The sequence below is a fragment of the Bradyrhizobium sp. CCBAU 51753 genome (genome assembly GCF_015291565.1).
Taxonomy (GTDB): Bacteria; Pseudomonadota; Alphaproteobacteria; order Rhizobiales; family Xanthobacteraceae; genus Bradyrhizobium; species Bradyrhizobium ivorense.
On sequence record NZ_CP030037.1, the window covers coordinates 3,019,454 to 3,037,218 of the forward strand.

13 protein-coding genes are annotated in these 17,765 nt (G+C 66.6%); 8 read left to right on the plus strand and 5 right to left on the minus strand.

The window, feature by feature from the left end:
* The first annotated feature begins 75 nt into the window (after positions 1 to 75).
* Positions 76 to 1,320 (plus strand): MFS transporter, encoded by a 1,245-nt coding sequence (locus tag XH93_RS13500; protein WP_194473877.1) that lies wholly within the window; start codon positions 76 to 78, stop codon positions 1,318 to 1,320.
* A gap of 8 nt (positions 1,321 to 1,328) precedes the next feature.
* Here the strand turns inward: XH93_RS13500 and XH93_RS13505 are convergent, their stop codons facing one another.
* From XH93_RS13505 to XH93_RS13520, 4 genes are read right to left on the minus strand one after another with little or no spacing between them, the layout of a single operon-like run.
* Positions 1,329 to 2,093, minus strand: coding sequence for an anti-sigma factor (locus tag XH93_RS13505; RefSeq protein ID WP_194473878.1), 765 nt, complete (start codon positions 2,091 to 2,093; stop codon positions 1,329 to 1,331).
* Positions 2,090 to 2,620, minus strand: a complete 531-nt coding sequence (locus tag XH93_RS13510) for an RNA polymerase sigma factor (RefSeq protein WP_194473879.1) — start codon at positions 2,618 to 2,620, stop codon at positions 2,090 to 2,092. Before XH93_RS13510 ends, XH93_RS13505 begins: the two co-directional genes overlap by 4 nt.
* Complete coding sequence (locus tag XH93_RS13515; protein WP_194473880.1) at positions 2,617 to 4,074, minus strand: YncE family protein; 1,458 nt, start codon at positions 4,072 to 4,074, stop codon at positions 2,617 to 2,619. The genes XH93_RS13510 and XH93_RS13515 overlap by 4 nt, the downstream gene beginning before the upstream one ends.
* Positions 4,074 to 4,583 (minus strand): DUF305 domain-containing protein, encoded by a 510-nt coding sequence (locus XH93_RS13520; protein ID WP_194473881.1) that lies wholly within the window; start codon positions 4,581 to 4,583, stop codon positions 4,074 to 4,076. The genes XH93_RS13515 and XH93_RS13520 overlap by 1 nt, the downstream gene beginning before the upstream one ends.
* Before the next feature lie 268 nt (positions 4,584 to 4,851).
* On the opposite strand from XH93_RS13520, the gene XH93_RS13525 reads away from it, so the two are divergent.
* From XH93_RS13525 to XH93_RS13535, 3 genes are all read left to right on the plus strand, one after another.
* On the plus strand, positions 4,852 to 6,507 hold the full coding sequence (locus tag XH93_RS13525; protein ID WP_194473882.1) for a hydantoinase B/oxoprolinase family protein: 1,656 nt from the start codon (positions 4,852 to 4,854) through the stop codon (positions 6,505 to 6,507).
* Between the two features lie 7 nt (positions 6,508 to 6,514).
* Complete coding sequence (locus tag XH93_RS13530; protein WP_194473883.1) at positions 6,515 to 8,554, plus strand: hydantoinase/oxoprolinase family protein; 2,040 nt, start codon at positions 6,515 to 6,517, stop codon at positions 8,552 to 8,554.
* Between the two features lie 102 nt (positions 8,555 to 8,656).
* Positions 8,657 to 9,892 carry an ABC transporter substrate-binding protein gene (locus XH93_RS13535; RefSeq protein WP_194475137.1) on the plus strand — a complete coding sequence of 412 codons (1,236 nt, stop codon included), beginning with the start codon at positions 8,657 to 8,659 and terminating at the stop codon, positions 9,890 to 9,892.
* Positions 9,893 to 10,039: 147 nt separating this feature from the next.
* Here XH93_RS13535 and XH93_RS13540 read toward each other — a convergent pair whose 3' ends face one another.
* Positions 10,040 to 11,254, minus strand: a complete 1,215-nt coding sequence (locus XH93_RS13540) for a mandelate racemase/muconate lactonizing enzyme family protein (RefSeq protein ID WP_194473884.1) — start codon at positions 11,252 to 11,254, stop codon at positions 10,040 to 10,042.
* 435 nt (positions 11,255 to 11,689) lie between these two features.
* Between XH93_RS13540 and XH93_RS13545 the strand changes: the two genes are divergently transcribed.
* Genes XH93_RS13545 through XH93_RS13560 form a run of 4 tightly spaced genes read left to right on the plus strand, consistent with a single transcriptional unit; the run spans position 11,690 to position 17,762 of the window.
* Positions 11,690 to 14,119 (plus strand): CaiB/BaiF CoA-transferase family protein, encoded by a 2,430-nt coding sequence (locus tag XH93_RS13545; RefSeq protein WP_194473885.1) that lies wholly within the window; start codon positions 11,690 to 11,692, stop codon positions 14,117 to 14,119.
* The gene (locus XH93_RS13550; RefSeq protein WP_194473886.1) at positions 14,119 to 15,195 is read left to right on the plus strand and encodes an ABC transporter ATP-binding protein; all 1,077 of its coding nucleotides are present in this window, start codon (positions 14,119 to 14,121) and stop codon (positions 15,193 to 15,195) included. The genes XH93_RS13545 and XH93_RS13550 overlap by 1 nt, the downstream gene beginning before the upstream one ends.
* Positions 15,192 to 16,196, plus strand: a complete 1,005-nt coding sequence (locus tag XH93_RS13555) for an ABC transporter ATP-binding protein (RefSeq protein ID WP_194473887.1) — start codon at positions 15,192 to 15,194, stop codon at positions 16,194 to 16,196. The genes XH93_RS13550 and XH93_RS13555 overlap by 4 nt, the downstream gene beginning before the upstream one ends.
* An 18-nt stretch (positions 16,197 to 16,214) precedes the next feature.
* Entirely contained in the window at positions 16,215 to 17,762 is a 1,548-nt protein-coding gene (locus XH93_RS13560; RefSeq protein WP_194473888.1) for an ABC transporter substrate-binding protein, read from the plus strand.
* Positions 17,763 to 17,765 lie beyond the last annotated feature (3 nt).

Below are 17,765 nucleotides of genomic sequence, written 5' to 3' on the forward strand. Positions count from 1 at the left end.
AGAGGGCTAACCGGTTGGCACCGTCAGCCCAATAGTGTTACGCCGTTCCCAAAATGCTTGGGGAATGGACGGTTCATGGACGGCGTGGTGACGACAAGAGAGGCGGGGATCGGTTTCCGCGCCCTGGTTCTTGCACTCCTGGCACTCGCCTGCGGCCACATGCTGTCGACGCTGCTCAGGACGGTTCCGGCGATCAGCCTCGATTTGATGGCATCCGACTTCGGCAGCTCGCCGCAGGCGCTGGCGAGCCTCACCTCGGTCTATCATTTCGCTTTTGCCGCCTCGCAGGTGCCGGTCGGCGCCACGATGGATCGCTTTGGCGTGCGGCCGGTGTCGCTGAGCCTGCTCGCAGGTACGGTGGTGGGTACGCTGGTGTCGGCGCTGGCCACGGGTCCCACCACCTTCGTGCTTGGGCAATTCATGCTCGGCGTCGCCACCTCGGGCATGTTGATGTGCCCGATGACGCTGGCAGCCAAGCAGATGTCGGCTGCAAAATTCGGGCTGTGGTCAGGCCTGATCCTGTCGATCGGCAATATCGGCATGCTGCTGTCGGCGAGTCCGCTCGCCTTCGTGGTCGACCAGTTCGGCTGGCGCGCCGGGTTCTGGGTCTCCGCCGGCTTCGGCGTCGCCGTGCTGATCGCGGTGTTCGCGCTGGTGCCGCGGCAGCCGGCCGCGCACGCCGACGATTCCTCGCCGCTGCATCAGATGGCCGAGGTGCTGCGGCTCGGCCTGTCGCGCGGCCTGCGCGGCCTGATCGCGCTGTCGCTGGTGTCGCTCGGCGCATCGCTGACCCTGCGCGGGTTGTGGGGCGGGCCGTGGCTGATGGATGTGAAGGGGCTGACCCGCATTGAGGCCGGCAACGTGCTCGGCCTGTTCACGCTGGCGATGATCGTGGGGCCGCTCTGCATCGGCATGCTCGATCGCAAGTTCGGGCACCGTCGCACCATGGTGGCGGCCGCGCATGCGATCGCCGCGCTGCTGCTGGCGCTCCTGGCCGCCGGCGCGCCGCATCTTGCGGTCTCCAACCTGTTCGGCGTTGCCGTGATGCCGTCGCAATACGATCTCGTGCTGCTGATCCTGATCGGGCTTTCGACCTCGGCGCAGCCGCTGATCTTCGGAATGACGCGGCAGCTGGTCGACGCCCAGAACACCGGCAAGGCGCTGTCGGCGGTCAACCTCGCTTTCTTCCTCGGCGCCGCGCTGATGCAGTCGATCACCGCCGGCGTCGCGGCGCTGTTCGGCCTGCCCGCGGTGCTCCTGTACATGGCGTTCGTGCTGTTGGTCGGCGTCGTGCTGTTCTGGGTCTATACCAAAGCGTAGACCCCCGATCAGATCGACTGCGCCTGCTTGCGGACCTCGTTGGCCAGCGGCCTCAGCTGTTCGGCTGCGCCCGGCCCGACCAGACTGTAGCCCATGCCGCCGTCGGCCCAGGAAAAGCCGGCGACGTTATTGCCCGCATGCGACGCCATCGGCGCGTTCTGGTCCGTCGTCATCGGCCGGGTGAGCACGACGAGCCGGTTGCCGCGATCATCGTCATACATGAACATCGCCGCAGGACCGTGGGCGGTCGGCACCACGCGGCCGCCCATGAAGCGATAGCCCGACTTGCTCAGATCCGGCAGCTTGACCGGCTGGCGCAGCCGGCTGGAGACCCACGACACCAGCTCGGTGCTGTCGCGCAACTCGACCGGCCGGGTGCGATCCGAAGCATACACCTGGTAGGAATCGCTGGCCTCCTGGGCGAGCGCGGCAAGGCCGCTTGCCGGCGCCTGCGTCGCGCCGCGGATCGTCCAGCCACCGATGCCGCCGATCGCGAGCATCAGCATCGCTGCGATCGCCCAGCGCGCCGACGACGGACGGCGGCGCCGGCTCTCGATGATCCTCGACAGATTGAGCTGCGGCGGCAGCGGCTCCTCGGCAATCGGGCCAAGGGCCGAGCGCAGCCAGCAGCGCTGATCGGCGAAGGCGGCGACGCGCTTTGCGACGTCAGGATGGCTCTCCAGATAGGCGGCGACCTCGGCCTGCCGCTCGGGCTCGAGCGCGCGGTCGACATAGGCGTGCAGATCGTCTTCCGAGATGGGGCGAATGCTCATGAATTACTCCGCAACTGCACGACGTTTCCTCCCTGGCTGCCCGCGGGCCGTTCGAGCTCCTGCTGCAGCCGCTCGCGCGCCCGCGACAGCCGCGACATCACCGTGCCGATCGGGATGTCGAGCACCCTGGCGGCCTCCGCATAGCTCAAATCTTCGACGGCGATCAACAGCAGCACGGCGCGCTGCTCGTCGGGAAGTTTTGCCAGCTTTCCGAGGACGTCCTGATAAATCAATTTCTGCTCCTGCACGGCGCTTTCTCCGACCTCGTGCTCGCCGGCGTCGTCGATGGAGATGTGTTGGCCGCGCGTCGAGGCGCGGCGGAACTGGTTGACGGCAAGGTTGTGCAGGATGGCAAACAGCCAGGGCCGGGGACTGCCGGTGTCGCGCCGCTGGTTCCAGTGGCTGACGGCGCGCTCCAGGCAGTCCTGCACCAGATCGTCGGCCGCCGCGTGGTTGCGGACCAGCGCACGCGCATAGCGGCGCAGCGCTGGAATCACCGGCTCGATCTGGTGCAGCATGTCGCTCATGGCGTCTGGACCTGCACGACCGCGCCGAGCTTGGACGGCTCGCCGGGCGCGATGACCAGATAGCGCCGCTCGGCCTTGGCCGAGCTTTGCACGATCTGCCTGATCGGGCCAGCCGCATTGACGATCGCCGAGCCCGCCGGGTTGGTCACGAAGGCGGCGAGCGGCTCCAGCATGCCGCTGCCGTCGGCCTTGTCGGCCAGCGCGAGAACGTAATGCTGCTTCGGTTCGAGGCCGGTGACCGAGGCCTGCAGCACCTGGCTCAGCCCCTGATCGAACAGCGAGACGCTGGTCGGCGGCTTGTCGCCCTTGGCTTGCTTCTTGGGTGCCAGCGTGAGATGCGCGGCCTGGCCGGCGACGCCGAGGCCTTGCAGGTTCTGGCGATCGTCGGGGTTGGGCGCGGCGTTCGGCACGTAGGCGATCGCCTGCGGCGCCTGGCCGATCGGGATGTTTGCGATCACCTTGTTGGTCGCGGTGTCGATCGCGGCCAGCGCGTCGGCATTTTCCAAACCGACATAGATCCGCGTGCCGTCGCCGGACGGCCAGACGCCGTGCGGAAGGTTGCCGACCGGTATGATCGCGACTTGCGAGAAATCGTCGGTCCGGAATACCTTGACCTCGTTGGTGCCGCCGATCGTCACATAGGCGAATGTTCCCTTCGCCGTCTTGGCGAAATTGACGTGGTTGGTGATCGGGCCGGCGTCGATGGTCTTGATCGCGTTGAATGGCGGTTTGGCGTTGAACACCTGGGTCTTGCCGGTGTCCTTGAGCGTGAACCAGACCTGATCGCCATCGGGCGAGGCCGCGATGTTGGGGCAGAACGGGCTTTCCTGCTTCACGTTGCCGACGATCTTGTGGTCGGCGACCTCGACCACGTCGGTCTCCGGATTGAACGACGAGCAGATGTAGCCGTATTTGCCGTCGGGCGAGAAAATCTGCATGCCCGGGCCGGGCGGCACCTCGATGCGCGTGGTTTCCTTGAAGGTCTGTGGATCGATCACCGAGATGTAGTTCTCGCCGCGCACCGTGACCCACACCTCCTTGCCGTCCGGCGTGAAGAACGCCTCGTGCGGCGAGCGGCCGACATAGGTAGTGTGCTTGACCGCATTGGTCGCGGTGTCGATGAAGGTCACCGAATTCGAGCCGATCGAGACCACGGCCAGCGTGCGGTGATCGGGCGAATAGCCCATGCCGTGTACCAGCACCTGGCCCTTGTAGAGCGGGCTGAAATTGCCGGGCTGCGGATCGCCGAGCCGGATGACGCCGAGCAGCTTGTTGTCGACGGGATCGGTGACCGAGACGGTGTTGGAGAACTGCTCGGCGGCGTAGACGCGGTCGTGGTGGCTGACCGGGATGTCTGGTGCGGACGCCGCACCCGGCGCTTGCCCTGCGAATGCCGACGTCGACAGTGCGATCATGCTGGTGGCCAGCAATGCCTTCATGAAAAGACGGTTCATCACTTGGTCTCCTGCATCTTCATCTCAAGGGACATGTTCATGTGATCGTGTGCGGCCATGGCCGGGCTGGATTGTGGATTTGCGCGCGGCCCGGGTTGCGTCGGGGCAGGGCTCGTGTCGGTGACCTGCTCGCCGAGTGCGAGCTTCATCGCCTGGATTTCCTGCATCTGGTCGACGATGATTTCCTGCGCGATGCGGCGGAGCTGTTCGTTCTTGCCGTAGCGCAGCTCGATCACAGCCATGTCGATGGCGCCCTGGTGATGCGGCGTCATCATCGCGACGAAGTCGCGATCGACATCGCCGGTCGGCTTGGCGGCCATGTCGTTCATCATCTTGGTCATCGCGGTATCGTTCTCGGCGAGGAACGCGCGCTCCTCGGCCGACTGTCCGGCCGGCACCGGGTGATTGGCTTCCTGTGCCATTGCGGCCGGAGAGACGGCGAGGGCAAACAGGACGCGCGCGCCGAGCAGCGCGGCGCCGAGGCCGGGTCTGAAGAATCGCAGGATCATCTGAAACACCCTGAAGGTTGTCGTGAGGCGGCTGCCCGCCACGGCCGAGGCCGGGCCGCGCAGGCGTTGAAGCCGTCGGCTTCGTGGGTGGGACGTAGTGGCGCGAGCTCTATTCCATGGGACCGATCACGACTTGCTGATCGATCGCATCGTTCCGCCGGGTCGCCCGGTTTGCGATCGGCAAACCTCTGGCTATAAGAGGGAATTCCGGCTCCGGTCGGCCGGTCTCCGTCTCGTTTGCGCAATCGCGCCGCTACCCAAGGCAACAATGTCCAGCAAGATCGATCCGATCACCCGCTCCGTGGTCCAGCACCGTCTCTCCTCGATCGTGCGGGAGATGGGCGAGGCCATGCTGCGCACCTCCTATTCGCAGATCCTCAATTCCAGCCGCGATTTCTCCCTGGCGATCTGCGATACGCGCGGCCGGCTGATCGCGCAGGCCGATCACATCCCGGTGCATGTCGGCGCGCTGCCCTGGGCGACGCTTGCGGTCGAGGAGCGCTTCAAGGACGTCGCGCCCGGCGACGTCATCCTGCTCAACGATCCCTATCAGGGCGGCGGCAGCCACCTGCCTGATGTGACCGCGTTCGTGCCGGTGTTCGACGGCGGCAAGCGGCTGCTCTGGACCATCGTGCGCGCGCATCAAAGCGACATCGGCGGTGCCACCCACGGCGCCTACAATCCCGGCGCGACCGAGATCTATCAGGAAGGCATCCGCATTCCGCCGATCAAACTCTACGAGGCCGGCAAGCCGCGGGAGGACTTGCTCGACCTCCTGGCGCTGAACATCCGCAACCCCCGCGAATTCCGCGGCGACCTCGCTGCGATGCTGGGCGCCGCGCATCTCGGTGAGCGCCGCGTTGCAAAGCTGTTCAGCGAGTTCGGCGCCGACACTGTCGAAGCCGCGATCGAGGCCATTCTCGATGCCACCGAGCAGCAGACCCGCGCCGTGGTGTCGACCTGGAAAGACGGCGTGTTCTACGGCGAGGCGTTGCTCGATGACGACGGCCACGGCCGCACCGACATCAAGATATCAGCCAAGGTGACGAAACAGGGCAGCGACATCGAGGTCGATCTTTCCGGCTCCGATCCGCAGTCGACCAGCTTCGTCAATTCCTCGCATGCCAACATGCAGGCCGCGGTAGCGATGGCGTTCGCCTATCTGATCGACGCCGACATCCCGAAAAACACCGGCGCGCTGCGGCCGCTGAATGTGATCGCGAAGCAGGGCACCATCGTCTGGGCCGATCCCGGCCGCCCGGTGACGCTGTGCACCAGCCATCCGTCCAATGAAATCGTCGAGGCCATCATCAAGGCGATGGCGTCATCCTGTCCGGACCGCGTGATGGGCGGATGGGGCCGCCGCTTCCGCATCGCGATCCAGGGCGAGGATCCGCGCAACGGACGCAACTTCATCTGGCACATGTTCCAGGCGCGGCCCGGCGGCGGGGCCTCGATCGGCGGCGACGGCTATTCGTCGATCGGCGAGTGGCACACCGTCGGCGGCCTGAAGTTCGGCAGCATCGAGGTGGCCGAAGTGCGCTTCCCCCTGCATTTCCGCCAGCACGAATTCCGCCCCGATTCCGGCGGCGACGGCCAGCATCGCGGCGGCCTCGGGGTCGCGCTCGACATGGTGCTGGAGACGCAGAAGCCGGCCAAAGGCAACACCGCCGGCGACGGCGCGCGGCACGGCCCGTGCGGCATGCTCGGCGGCAAGGACGGCGAGCCGCATCGCTACCGCCTGCTCTCCGAAGGCCGCGAGCCGCGCGTGCTCAGGACAAAAGAGGTCGGCATCGAGCTGCGTCCCGGCGACTGTCTGGAGGTTCGCTCCTCCGGCGGCGGCGGCTGGGGCCCGCCTTCGAGGCGCTCGGCGGACGCGCGGGCGCGCGACGCCGCCCAGGGTCTGGTTTCGAAAGCGGTGTAGGGCAGTGATGTACACGATTGGAGTAGACGTCGGCGGCACCTACACCGACCTGGTTGCGACCGATCAAACCGGCCGCACCGTGTTCGCAAAGTCGCCGTCGACACCGGCCGACCAGTCGGTTGGCGTGATGGCCGGACTGGACGAGCTCGCGCGCCGGCTCGGTGTGACGCGCGCGGCGATGCTGGCCGCGACCGATCGGCTGGTGCACGGCACCACGGTTGCGACCAATGCGCTGCTCGAGCGCAAGGGCGCCAAGGTCGCGCTGCTCACCACCGAGGGCCATCGCGACGTCGTCGAGATGCGCGAGGGCCTGAAGCCCGATCGCTACGATTTGCGCACGCCGCCGCCGGAGCCGCTGGTGCCGCGCGAGCGCCGTTTTGGCGTGCGCGAGCGGCTGAAGGCCGACGGCAGCGCGGCGATCCCGCTCGATGCCGCTGCGCTCGGCGACGTCATCGCCGAGGTGAAACGGTCGGGCGCGAATTCGGTCGCGGTCTGCTTCCTGCACGGCTATCTCAATCCGGCGCACGAGCTTGCTGCGGTCGAACGGCTCGCGAAGGAACTGCCTGACGTCAGCGTGTCGCGCTCCAGCGACGTGCTGCCGCAGATCAAGGAATATGAGCGGGTCTCGACCACGATCGTGAACGCCTATGTTCAGCCTACGGTGCAGCGCTATCTCACCAACCTCGAGCGCAGCCTCACCGAGGCCGGCTTCAAGGGCTCGCTGTTCGTGGTGCTGTCGCACGGCGGCATGGCGCCGGTCGAAGAGGCCTCGCGGCTCGCCGCGGGCACCGTGCTGTCGGGGCCGGCCGGCGGCATCTCCGGCAGCCGCCGCTGCGCGGAAATGCTCGGCATTCCCGATCTGGTGCCGTTCGATATGGGCGGCACCTCGACCGACATCTCGTTGATTGCCGATGGCCAGGCCTCGCTCTCCGCCGACGGCATGCTGGCGGGACAGCGCATCGCGCTGCGCAGCCTCGACATCGCCAGCATCGCCGCCGGCGGCGGCTCGATCGCCAGCGTCGACGGCAGCCGCACGCTGCGGGTCGGGCCGGAGAGCGCGGGCTCGGTGCCGGGCCCGGCCTGCTACGGCAATGGCGGCCTGGCGGCGACCGTCACCGACGCCAATGTCGTGCTCGGCTATCTCGATGCGGCCGCCTTCATGGGCGGCGCGCGGCCGCTCGATCGCGCGGCGTCGGAAGCCGCGGTCGATCGCATCGCGGAGGCGCTGCAGCTGTCGCGGATCGAGGCCGCGGCCGGCATCGCCAAGATGATCAATCTGAAGATGGCCGACGGCATCCGCCTGATGACCTTGCGCCGCGGCGTCGATCCGCGGAAGTTTGCGCTGCTCAGCTTTGGCGGCGCCGCCGGCATGCATGCGGCGGAAGTCGCGCGCGAGCTCGAAATCCGGCGCATCATCGTGCCGGCGGTCGCCTCGGTGCTGTCGGCCTGGGGCATGCTGACCAGCGATTTGCGCTACGAGGTCAGCCGCACCCATTACGGTACCGGGCGGATTTCCGCCGACGAGGTGCGCGCGTTGTTCGCGGCGCTGGAAGCGCAGGCGGCCGGCCGGTTGCGCTCCTGGTTCAAGGGCGAGATCGCGATCGAGCGCTCCGCCGAGATGCGCTATGGCGAGCAGGTGTTCGAGATCGACGTGCCGCTCGGCGAACTCGACCTGAGCGCCGCCGACCTGGTGGCGCAGATCGAGGATCGCTTTCACCGTCGCCACGAGGAGCTCTATACCTACGCCTCGCGCGGGCAGGAGGTGGTGTTCGTCAACGCCCGCGTCGCTGCGGTCGGCAAGGTCGCGCCTGGTGGCCGCGATGTCGGCGAGGTCACCGCAGCCGCGCCCTGCGCGCCGCGCGGCAGCCGGCAGGCCTGGCTCGGCGGCTGGCGCGAGGTGCCGGTCTATGCGCTCGACGATCTCAGGCCCGGCCATGCGCTAACCGGTCCGGCGATCATCGAAGCCGAGACCACGACGGTGCTGGTCGATACGGGCGATCGTGTGACCGTCAATCCGCTGGGCTGGCTCGACATAACATTGCGCTGAGGCCAGCCTCCGCCATCAACATTTCATTTTCCCGGCGTTGCCTTGGGCGATAAGGTCGGGTCGCTCGGGAGGAACGTCGGCAACATCGCCGACGTCATGGCGATGTTGATGCAAACAAGAACACAAATAGCGCTTTCCCTATCGGTTGCCGCGCTGCTGGTCGCTGCGCCCTTGCGCGCGCAACAGGCCTCGCAGGCCACGGCCGACAACGACATCCGCATCGGCAACGTCATGCCTTACACCGGGCCGCTCGCGGCGTTCGGTACCATCGGGCGGGCCGAGGCGGCCTATTTCGACATGGTCAACGCGCGCGGCGGCATCAACGGCCGCAAGATCAGGTTCGTCTCGGTCGATGACAGCTCCAATCCGAAGGCCGCGATGGAGCAGACCCGCGATCTCGTCGAGAAGCAGAACGTGCTGCTGATGTTCGGCTCGTTCGGCACGCCGAGCAACCTCGCCGTCCGAAACTACCTGAACGAGAAGAATGTCCCGCAACTGTTCGTCGCCTCGGGCGACGAGGAGTGGGCGCGTCCCAAAACCTATCCCTGGACCATGGGCTGGCAGCCATCCTTCCGCGCCGAGGGGCGGATCTACGCCAACTACATCCAGGTCGCCTATCCCGACCGCAAGATCGCCGTGCTGTGGCAGAACGACCAGTTCGGCCGCGATCTGTTCAGGGGATTGCAGGAAGGGCTCGGCGACACAGCCGGCAGGATCGTGGCCGATCTCGCCTTCGATGCATCGGAGACAAGGATCGAGAAACAGCTCGGAATCCTGAAGGATTCCGGTGCCGAGATTCTCGTGTTCGACGGCGCGCCGGCGATCGCCGCGCGCGCGATCCGTGTCGTCGCCGCGATGGACTGGCATCCGGTGTTCATCCTCGACAATGCGTCGGCCTCGATCGCCAGCGCCTTGCAGCCGGCCGGCCTGCAGAATTCGCTCGGCGTGATTTCGACCTCGTTCCTGAAGGACGCCGGCGACGCCTCGTGGCGGGACGATCCGCATATCAAGGCGTGGTCCGACTTCATGGACCAATATTTCCCCGACGGCGGCAAGGACGACATCAACGCCATGTTCGGCTATGCCGCGGCCGATACGCTGCACCAGGTGCTGCGCCAATGCGGCGACGATTTCTCGCGCGAGAACATCATGCGGCAGGCCGCCTCGCTGAAGAACTATCAGAGCCCGATCGCGCTGCCGGGGATCGTCATCAACACCGGCCCGAAGGATTTCCGCCCGATCAAGCAGATGCGCCTGGTGCAGTTCGATGGCAACGCCTGGCAGCCGATCGGCGACGTGATCGAGAGCGCATTCACGGCGGTGCGGGAAGATAATTGAGGCCTTCACCTCGCCCCGCTTGCGGGGAGAGGTCGGCGCGTAGCGCCGGGTGAGGGGGAGTCTCCCCGCACTCTGCGCTCACCGTCCCTGCGGAGACTCCCCCTCACCCCGACCCTCTCCCCGCAAGCGGGGAGAGGGAGAAGCCGGCTACTTCTTCAGCCCGTAGTTCAGCAGCCCGCCTTTGTTCTTCGGCGGATGCGCGCGCAGGCCTTCCTCGTTCGGCTCGGTGCCCCAGCCCGGGCGGTCCGGGATCACGAGATGTCCGTCGACGAATTCGGGCACGTGGGTGAACAGCTCGTGGTCCCACGCCAGGCGGTCGATGTCGGTCTCCATGATCCGCAGATTCGGCACCGCCGCGCAGAAATGCGCGTTCATCATGGTGCAGAGATGGCCGTAGAAATTATGCGGCGCGACGTTGACCTCGAAGTGCTCGGCGGCGGCCGCGATCTTCATCGACTGCCAGACCCCGTTCCACGGCGTATCGATGATCGCGACATCCATCGCCTGCTCGGTGAAATAGGGCAGGAACTCGCGCAAGCCCAGCAGCGTCTCGCAGGACGAGATCGGATGCGGGCTCTGGCGGCGGATATAGCCCAGCGCCTGCGGGTTGAAGGTGTCGATCTCGACCCAGAACATGTCCATCTTCTCGATCGCGCGCAGGATCTTGAGATAGCCCTCGGTCTTGGCGTTGAAGTTGAGGTCGAGCAGGAGATCGACATCGGGCCCGGCGCCGTCGCGGATCGCCTCCAGGTGCATGCAGAGATTGCGCAGCACATTGCGGTCGACATTGATCTCGGGCTGGAACGGCGAGCCGAAGCCGGGCCGCCAGCCCTGCGGCTTGCCGTCGCTGTAGACGAAGATGTTGGTCTTCATCGCGGAGAACTTCTTCTCGCGGACCTCGCGGCCGATCGCCTTGACGCCGTCGAGATCGGTAATGGCCGGCTTGTACCAGTCGGGATGATTGATGCGCCACGTCGCGCAATGCGACCAGTAGACCCGGACGCGGTCGCGGATCTTACCGCCGAGCAGGTCGTAGCAGGGCACGCCGAGCGCCTTGGCCTTCACGTCGAGCAGCGCGTTCTCGATCGCGCTCAGCGCCAGCGCCACCACGCCGCCGGCGGCGGGACGCGTTGCGGCAAACAGCTCGACATAGATCCGCTCGTGTTGGAACGCATTCTTGCCGACCACCCGCGCCGACAGCCGCTCGATTGCAGCCGTCACGCCCGGCGCGCCAAACCCTTCGTCATACTCGCTCCAGCCGACCAGCCCGTCGTCAGTCGTCACCTTGACGAAATGATAATTCCGCCACCCGGCATCGCAGGCGAGCGTTTCGACGGCTTTGATGGTGGTGGCCTTGGTCATCTGTTCCCCGGGCGTGTTGTGTTGTTGTTGGCATCAGCACAATAGCGGATCGAGCAATGCGTCAATCGCACGGCGGCAGACCGCCAGCGCAGATGAGCGGGCGTGCGATGAGTACGCTTGCACTCCCAGACCGTCACCCTGAGGAGCGCGATCTTGCGCGCGTCTCGAAGGGTCGACAGCCCGGCTTTTTCCGCGCGGATATGGACGTTCTCGGCGCGGACGCAGCAGGGCCGTGCATCCTTCGAGACGGCTGCGTTGCGGCCTCCTCAGGATGACGGAGATGGTTGTCCAACTCCATTCTTCGTCACGCGTATTCCGTCGAGCGGAAGAAAATTCCACTTGCATCACACAGTCGGCGCGGCTTCAAGTTCAGGCAACAAAGAAACTGAATCAGCCATCGTCATCGGCTGATCATGGGGTTCGCGAGGGAGCGTGATGGGCGCGTTGTCGCATCTGCGGATAGTCGAGATCGGAAGCGCGGCTGCGACCAGCTATTGCGCGCGGCTGTTCGCCGATTTCGGCGCCGATGTGCAGAAGATCGAGCCGCCGCAGGGCGACCCGTTGCGCCGCACCGCACCGCTGACGCCGAAGAGGCACAGTGCCTGGTTCGCCTTTCTCAATTTCAACAAGTCGAGCGTCGTGCTCGACCGCAACGACGCGGACGCCGCGTCGCGTTTGCGCGAGCTGGTCGCCGGCTGCGACATTTTGCTCGACGGCCGCGGCATCGATGCGGCGGATTGTCCCGACATCGATCTCGATGCGATCAAGCGAGACAATCCCGGCCTGATCCATCTCGACCTCTCCTGGTTCGGCGATCGCGGTCCCTATGCGGACTTCGCCGCAACCGACTCCACGATCCGCGCGCTGACCGGGCTGATAAAGCTGGTCGGGCCGGAGCAGGGGCCGCCGATGCACGCGCCGGATTTCCAGACCGGCATTCTCGGCGGTCTCTGGGGCTTCATCGCCGCCTCCTCGTCGGTGCTTGGCCGCATGGCGGACGGGCGCGGGCGCGACAGCCATCTCAGCCTGTTCGAGGCCAGCATCGCCGTCACCGAATACATCATGTTCGAGGCGTTCCAGCGCGGCGACATCATGCGGCGGATCGGCGTCAACCGGTTCTGGCCGACCTTTCCGGTCGGCATCTATGAGACGAAGCAGGGCTGGCTCGGTGTCACCACGGTGACCCCGGCGCAGTGGCGCGCTTTCTGCGAGATGCTCGGGCTTCCCGAGCTGCGCGACGATCCAACCTTGTTCATGGGCGTCGACCGGCTGCGCCGTGTCGCCGATATCGAAGCGAAAATCCTGCCGAAGCTGCAGCAGCGCACCGCGCAGGAGTGGTTCGCCGAGGGCCTGAAGCGCAAGATCCCGATCGTGCCGGTGCCAGAGATCTCCGACCTCATCGCCGACGAGGAGAAGCGTGCCCGCGGCGCCATCGTGCCTGTTACGATCGGCGACGAGAGCGGTTTTTCGGCGGGCACGATGCAGCGGCTGACGGCAACACCGCCGCTGCGCGGCGGCAGTGTGCCCGATCTCGGTGAGCAGCAGCGGCGCGAGGCCGCGCCGCGTGTGCCGGCGCCAGAACGCGCTGCGACCAATCGCCTGCCGCTCGAAGGCATCCGCGTCGTCGATTTCTCGATGGGCTGGGCCGGGCCGATCTGCACCCGCACGCTCGCCGATCTCGGCGCCGACGTCATCAAGATCGAGGCGATCCAGTATCCGGACTGGTGGCGCGGCGTCGACCGCCGCCCGGCCTATGTGCTGGAGCAGATGTACGAGAAGTCGGTGCGCTACTGCATCATGAACCGCAACAAGCGCGGCATCACGCTCGACCTGACCCGGCCGAAGGGCCTTGCACTGGCAAAACGCCTGCTCGCCGATGCCGACCTCGTGGTCGACAATTATTCGGTGGAGGTGCTGCCGAAGCTGGGCCTCGGCTACGACGTGCTGCACCAGATCAATCCAAAGCTTGTGATGATGTCGATGTCGGCGTTCGGCGCCGGCAGCATATATCGCGACTGCCGCGCCTATGGCTCGACCTTGGAGCAGGGCTCCGGCCTGCCGAGCGTGGTCGGCGACGCCGGCGGCCCGCCGGTGATGAGCCACACCGCGTTCGGCGATGCCGTCGGCGGCCTCAACGGCTGCGCGGCCGTGCTCACCGCGCTGATCCACGCCAAGCTGACGGGGCAGGGGCAGTTCATCGATCTCGCGCAGATCGAATGCATGATGCCGTTCGCGGCGCCCTGGGTCATCGCGCATTCGATCGACGGCAAGCCGCCGACCAAATACGGCAACCGCCATCCGGATTTCGTGCCGCATGGCTGCTTCCGCTGCGCCGGCGACGACAACTGGATCGTGGTCGCGGTGTCTGATGATGCGATGTGGCCGAAACTGGCGCGGCTGCTCGGCCGCGACGACTGGGCGACGGACGGCACGCTCAGGATGGCCGCAGGCCGCCGCGCGATCGAGCCCGAGATCGAGGCTGCGATCACCGCCTGGACCTCGACGCGCGATCCCGACGAGGCAATGGCTCTGCTCCAGGCTGAGGGCGTCGCGGCCGGCGTGGCGCGGCTGCCGATCGAGTTACTGAAGGACCCGCAGCTCCGGGCGCGCGGCTTCATCCAAGAGGTCGACCGCGCCTTCATCGGCCGACATCCGCAGCCGTCGATGCCGTTCCGCGAAGGCGCCGCGCCGTTTGCTATCCGTACGGTGCCGCCGACGCTCGGCGAGCACAATCGCGAAATTCTCGTTGGCCTGCTCGGTCTCTCCGACGCCGAGCTTGCGGAGCTGGCGCAAGAGGGCATCATCGGCACCGAGATGCTAATGGAGGAGCAACTGGTGAAAGAGAAGAAGCGGGCGGCGGGCTGATGGCAGCAGGCGAGCCGGCACAGCGCGGGGCGGAGGCGGCGCGCGCGATCGCGCGGCCGCTGCTGCAGGTGCGCGGGCTCGGCATCCGCTTCAAGACCAGCCACGGCGTCTGGCAGGCGACCCGCAAGATCGATTTCGACATCGCGCCCGGCGAGCGGGTCGGCATCGTCGGCGAGAGCGGCTGCGGCAAGACGATTACTGGCCTCTCGATCCTGCGGCTGCTGCCGGGCAATTTCGCCGGTCTCGACGGCCAGATATTGTTCGATGGCATCGATCTCGCCTCCTGCAGCGCGCGGCAGATGCGCGCCATCCGAGGCAAGCGCATCGCGATGATCTTTCAGGAGCCGATGAGCGCGCTCGATCCAGTCTTCACCGTCGGCCACCAGATCGCCGAGACGCTGCGCGTTCACAGCGATATCGGCTATGAGGAGGCGCGGGCGAAGACGCTGGAGATGCTGCGCCGGGTCGGCATCGCCTCGCCGGAACGGCGCATCGACGATTATCCGCACCAGCTCTCCGGCGGCATGCGCCAGCGCGTGATGATCGCCGCCAGCCTGATCTGCGGCCCGCAGCTTCTGATCGCCGACGAGCCGACCACCGCGCTCGACGTCACCGTGCAGGCGCAGATCCTCGAACTGCTGCGCGACATCAGCGAGACCTCGCACACCGCCTTGATGCTGATCACCCACGACCTTGGCGTCGTCGCCGAAACCTGCACGCGGATGATCACGATGTATGCCGGCGAGGTGATCGAGGATGCCGCGGTGGATGAGGCGCTGGTGCGGCCGCTGCATCCTTATACGTCCGGTCTGCTGCGTTCGCTGCCGCATCTGAGCCCGCGCCACGGCCGGCTGCCGTCGATCCCGGGCCGGGTGCCGTCGATTACCGACATGCCAAACGGCTGCCGCTTCCGCGCCCGCTGCGCGCACGCCGCAAAGGGCTGCGAGGCCGAGCAGACGCTGCAGGACGCCGGCGGCGGCCGCCGGGTGCGCTGCTGGCGCTTTGCCGAGCTCAATCTGCCCGGAGCGCTGCATCCGCCCGAGACCGTGGCGACAGCGAGGGTCGCGCGACAATGACCGCAGCACCCGCCGAACCCCGCCGCGAAAGTATCGTCTCGGTGCGCGACCTCCAGGTCCGCTTCCAGACCACCGACCGCCGCGCCACCGTGAAGGCGGTCGACGGCGTCAATTTCGACGTCCGCCGCGGCGAGACTTTTGGCATCATCGGTGAATCAGGCTCGGGCAAGACCACGATCGGCCGCGCGCTGGTGTTCCTGCAGCAGCCGAGCGGCGGCGCGATTTTGCACGATGGCATCGATCCGACGGCGCTGTCGCGCAGCGCGTTCCAGAGCCACCGCCGCGACTACCAGATCATCTTCCAGGATCCGAATGCGGCGCTGAACCCGCGCATGACCATTTTGGCCTCGGTGCTGGAGCCGCTGGAGCTCGCCCGCATCGGCACGAAGGCTGAGCGCGAGCGACAGGCGCGGGAAGCCCTGGAGCGCGTCGGCCTGCCACAGGAGTTTGGCGAGCGCTATCCGCACCAGCTCTCCGGCGGCCAGAAGCAGCGCGTCGTGATCGCCCGCGCGCTGACCTTGCGGCCAAAACTGATCGTCTGCGACGAGGTGGTGGCGGCGCTCGACATGTCGATCCGCGGCGACGTGCTCAATCTGTTCGCCGATCTACAGCGCGATCTCGGCCTGACCTACGTCTTCATCACCCACGATCTCGCCGTGGTCTCGCATATCAGCGAGCGCGTCGCGGTGATGTATCTCGGGCAGTTCGTCGAGCTCGGCCCGACCGAAGAGGTCGCCGAGCGGCCGCTGCATCCCTACACCATCGCATTGCTGTCGGCCGAGCCACGGCCGCTGCCGTCGGCGATGCGGACCGACGCGCGCATCGTGCTGCAGGGCGAGGTGCCGAGTCCCATTGATCCGCCCTCAGGATGTCGCTTCCGCACCCGTTGCCCGCATGCGCAGCCGCTCTGCGCCCAGCAGGCGCCGGACTGGCGCGAGCTGAAACCCGATCACTGGGTGGCCTGCCATTTTGCCGACCGCCCGAATTTTTCACCGAGCTAACAACACCGGAGAAGCGCCATGACGATGACGACACGACGCGAAGCGATGGCGCTGATCTCGGGCGCGCTCGCCGGCATAACGCTCGGTGGCCCCGCTTACGCCGAGGGCGCGCCGAAAAAGGGCGGCACCCTGCGGATCTCGGCATCCGCCAACCCGTCGAGCCTCGATCCCGCAACCGGCGGCGCCGGCTCCGACCACGCCTTCCTCTTCACGATGTACGACACCTTGACCGAGTGGGAGTTCGAGACGCTGAAGCCGAAGCCGGGGCTCGCCGAAAGCTGGAAGTTCACCGATCCCACCACACTCGTGCTCAACATCCGCACCGGCGTCACCTTTCACGACGGCACGCCGCTCGACGCGGAAGCCGTCAAATTCAACCTCGAGCGCAACCGCAGCGATGCGAAGTCGAACATCAAGGCCGACCTGGTGTCGGTGTCGTCGGTCGAGGTCACCGGACCGCAACAGGTGACGCTGAAGCTGAAGTCGCCGGACACCGCGCTGCCCGGCATCCTCTCCGACCGCGCCGGCATGATGGTGTCGCCGACTGCGCTGAAGGCGGCCGAGGGCGGCGTCGTCACCCGCAAGCCGGTCGGCGCCGGCGCCTACGCTTTCGTCAGCTGGGCCGACGGCGAGAAGATCGTGGTCAAGCGCAACGAGAAATACTGGAAGCCGAACCGGCCTTACCCTGACGGCATCGAGTTCTCGATCATCCCCGAGCTGACCACCGGCGCCCGCTCGGTCACCGCGGGCCAGAACGATCTGATCTACCAGCTGCCGCCGCGGCAGAAGGCGATCATCGAGCGCGCCTCCAGCGTCAAGGTGGTGAACGGCCCGACGCTCTACGTGTTCCAGATCTTCCTGAACTGGGCCAAGCCGCCGTTCGACAATCCGAAGGTCCGGCAGGCCTTCAACTTCGCGATCGATCGCGAGTCCTTCGTCAAGGGTGCGCTGGCCGGCCTGGCCGAGCCCGCCTACATGAATTTGCCGAAGTCGCACTGGGCCTATGATGCCGAGGTCGCAAAGCTCTATCCCTACGATCCCGACCGGGCGCGCAAGCTGCTTAGCGAAGCCGGCTTCAAGGAGGGCACCCAGATCGAGCTCGGCGGCTATCCCGACCAGGACTCGGTGCAGCGCCAGGAAATCCTGATCGAGCAGCTGCGCAAGGCCGGCATGAACCTGCGCTTCGTTAACGCGCCGGTCGCCGAGGCCTCCGCCGCGTTCTTCGGTCCGGAGAAGAAGGGTTTTGGCCTGCTCGCGGCCTGGACCGGACGGCCCGATCCGAGCCTGACCTATTCGCTGATGTTCACCAAGGACGCCTATTTCAACGGCGGCCGCGCGCCGGTGCCGCCGGAGCTCGAGGCCGCGATCAGGGAGTCGCGCGCCTCCGAGGACATCGACACCAGGCGCAAGGCGTTTGCCGCCGTGCAGCGGTTGGTGATGGAAAACGCGCTCGTCGCGCCGCTGGCGTTCCAGTTCGAGCTGGTCGCGATGAACAAGAAGGTGCAGGGCTATCGTCCGAACCTGCTCGGCAAGCCGAAATACGACGACGTCTGGCTGGAAGGTTAAACC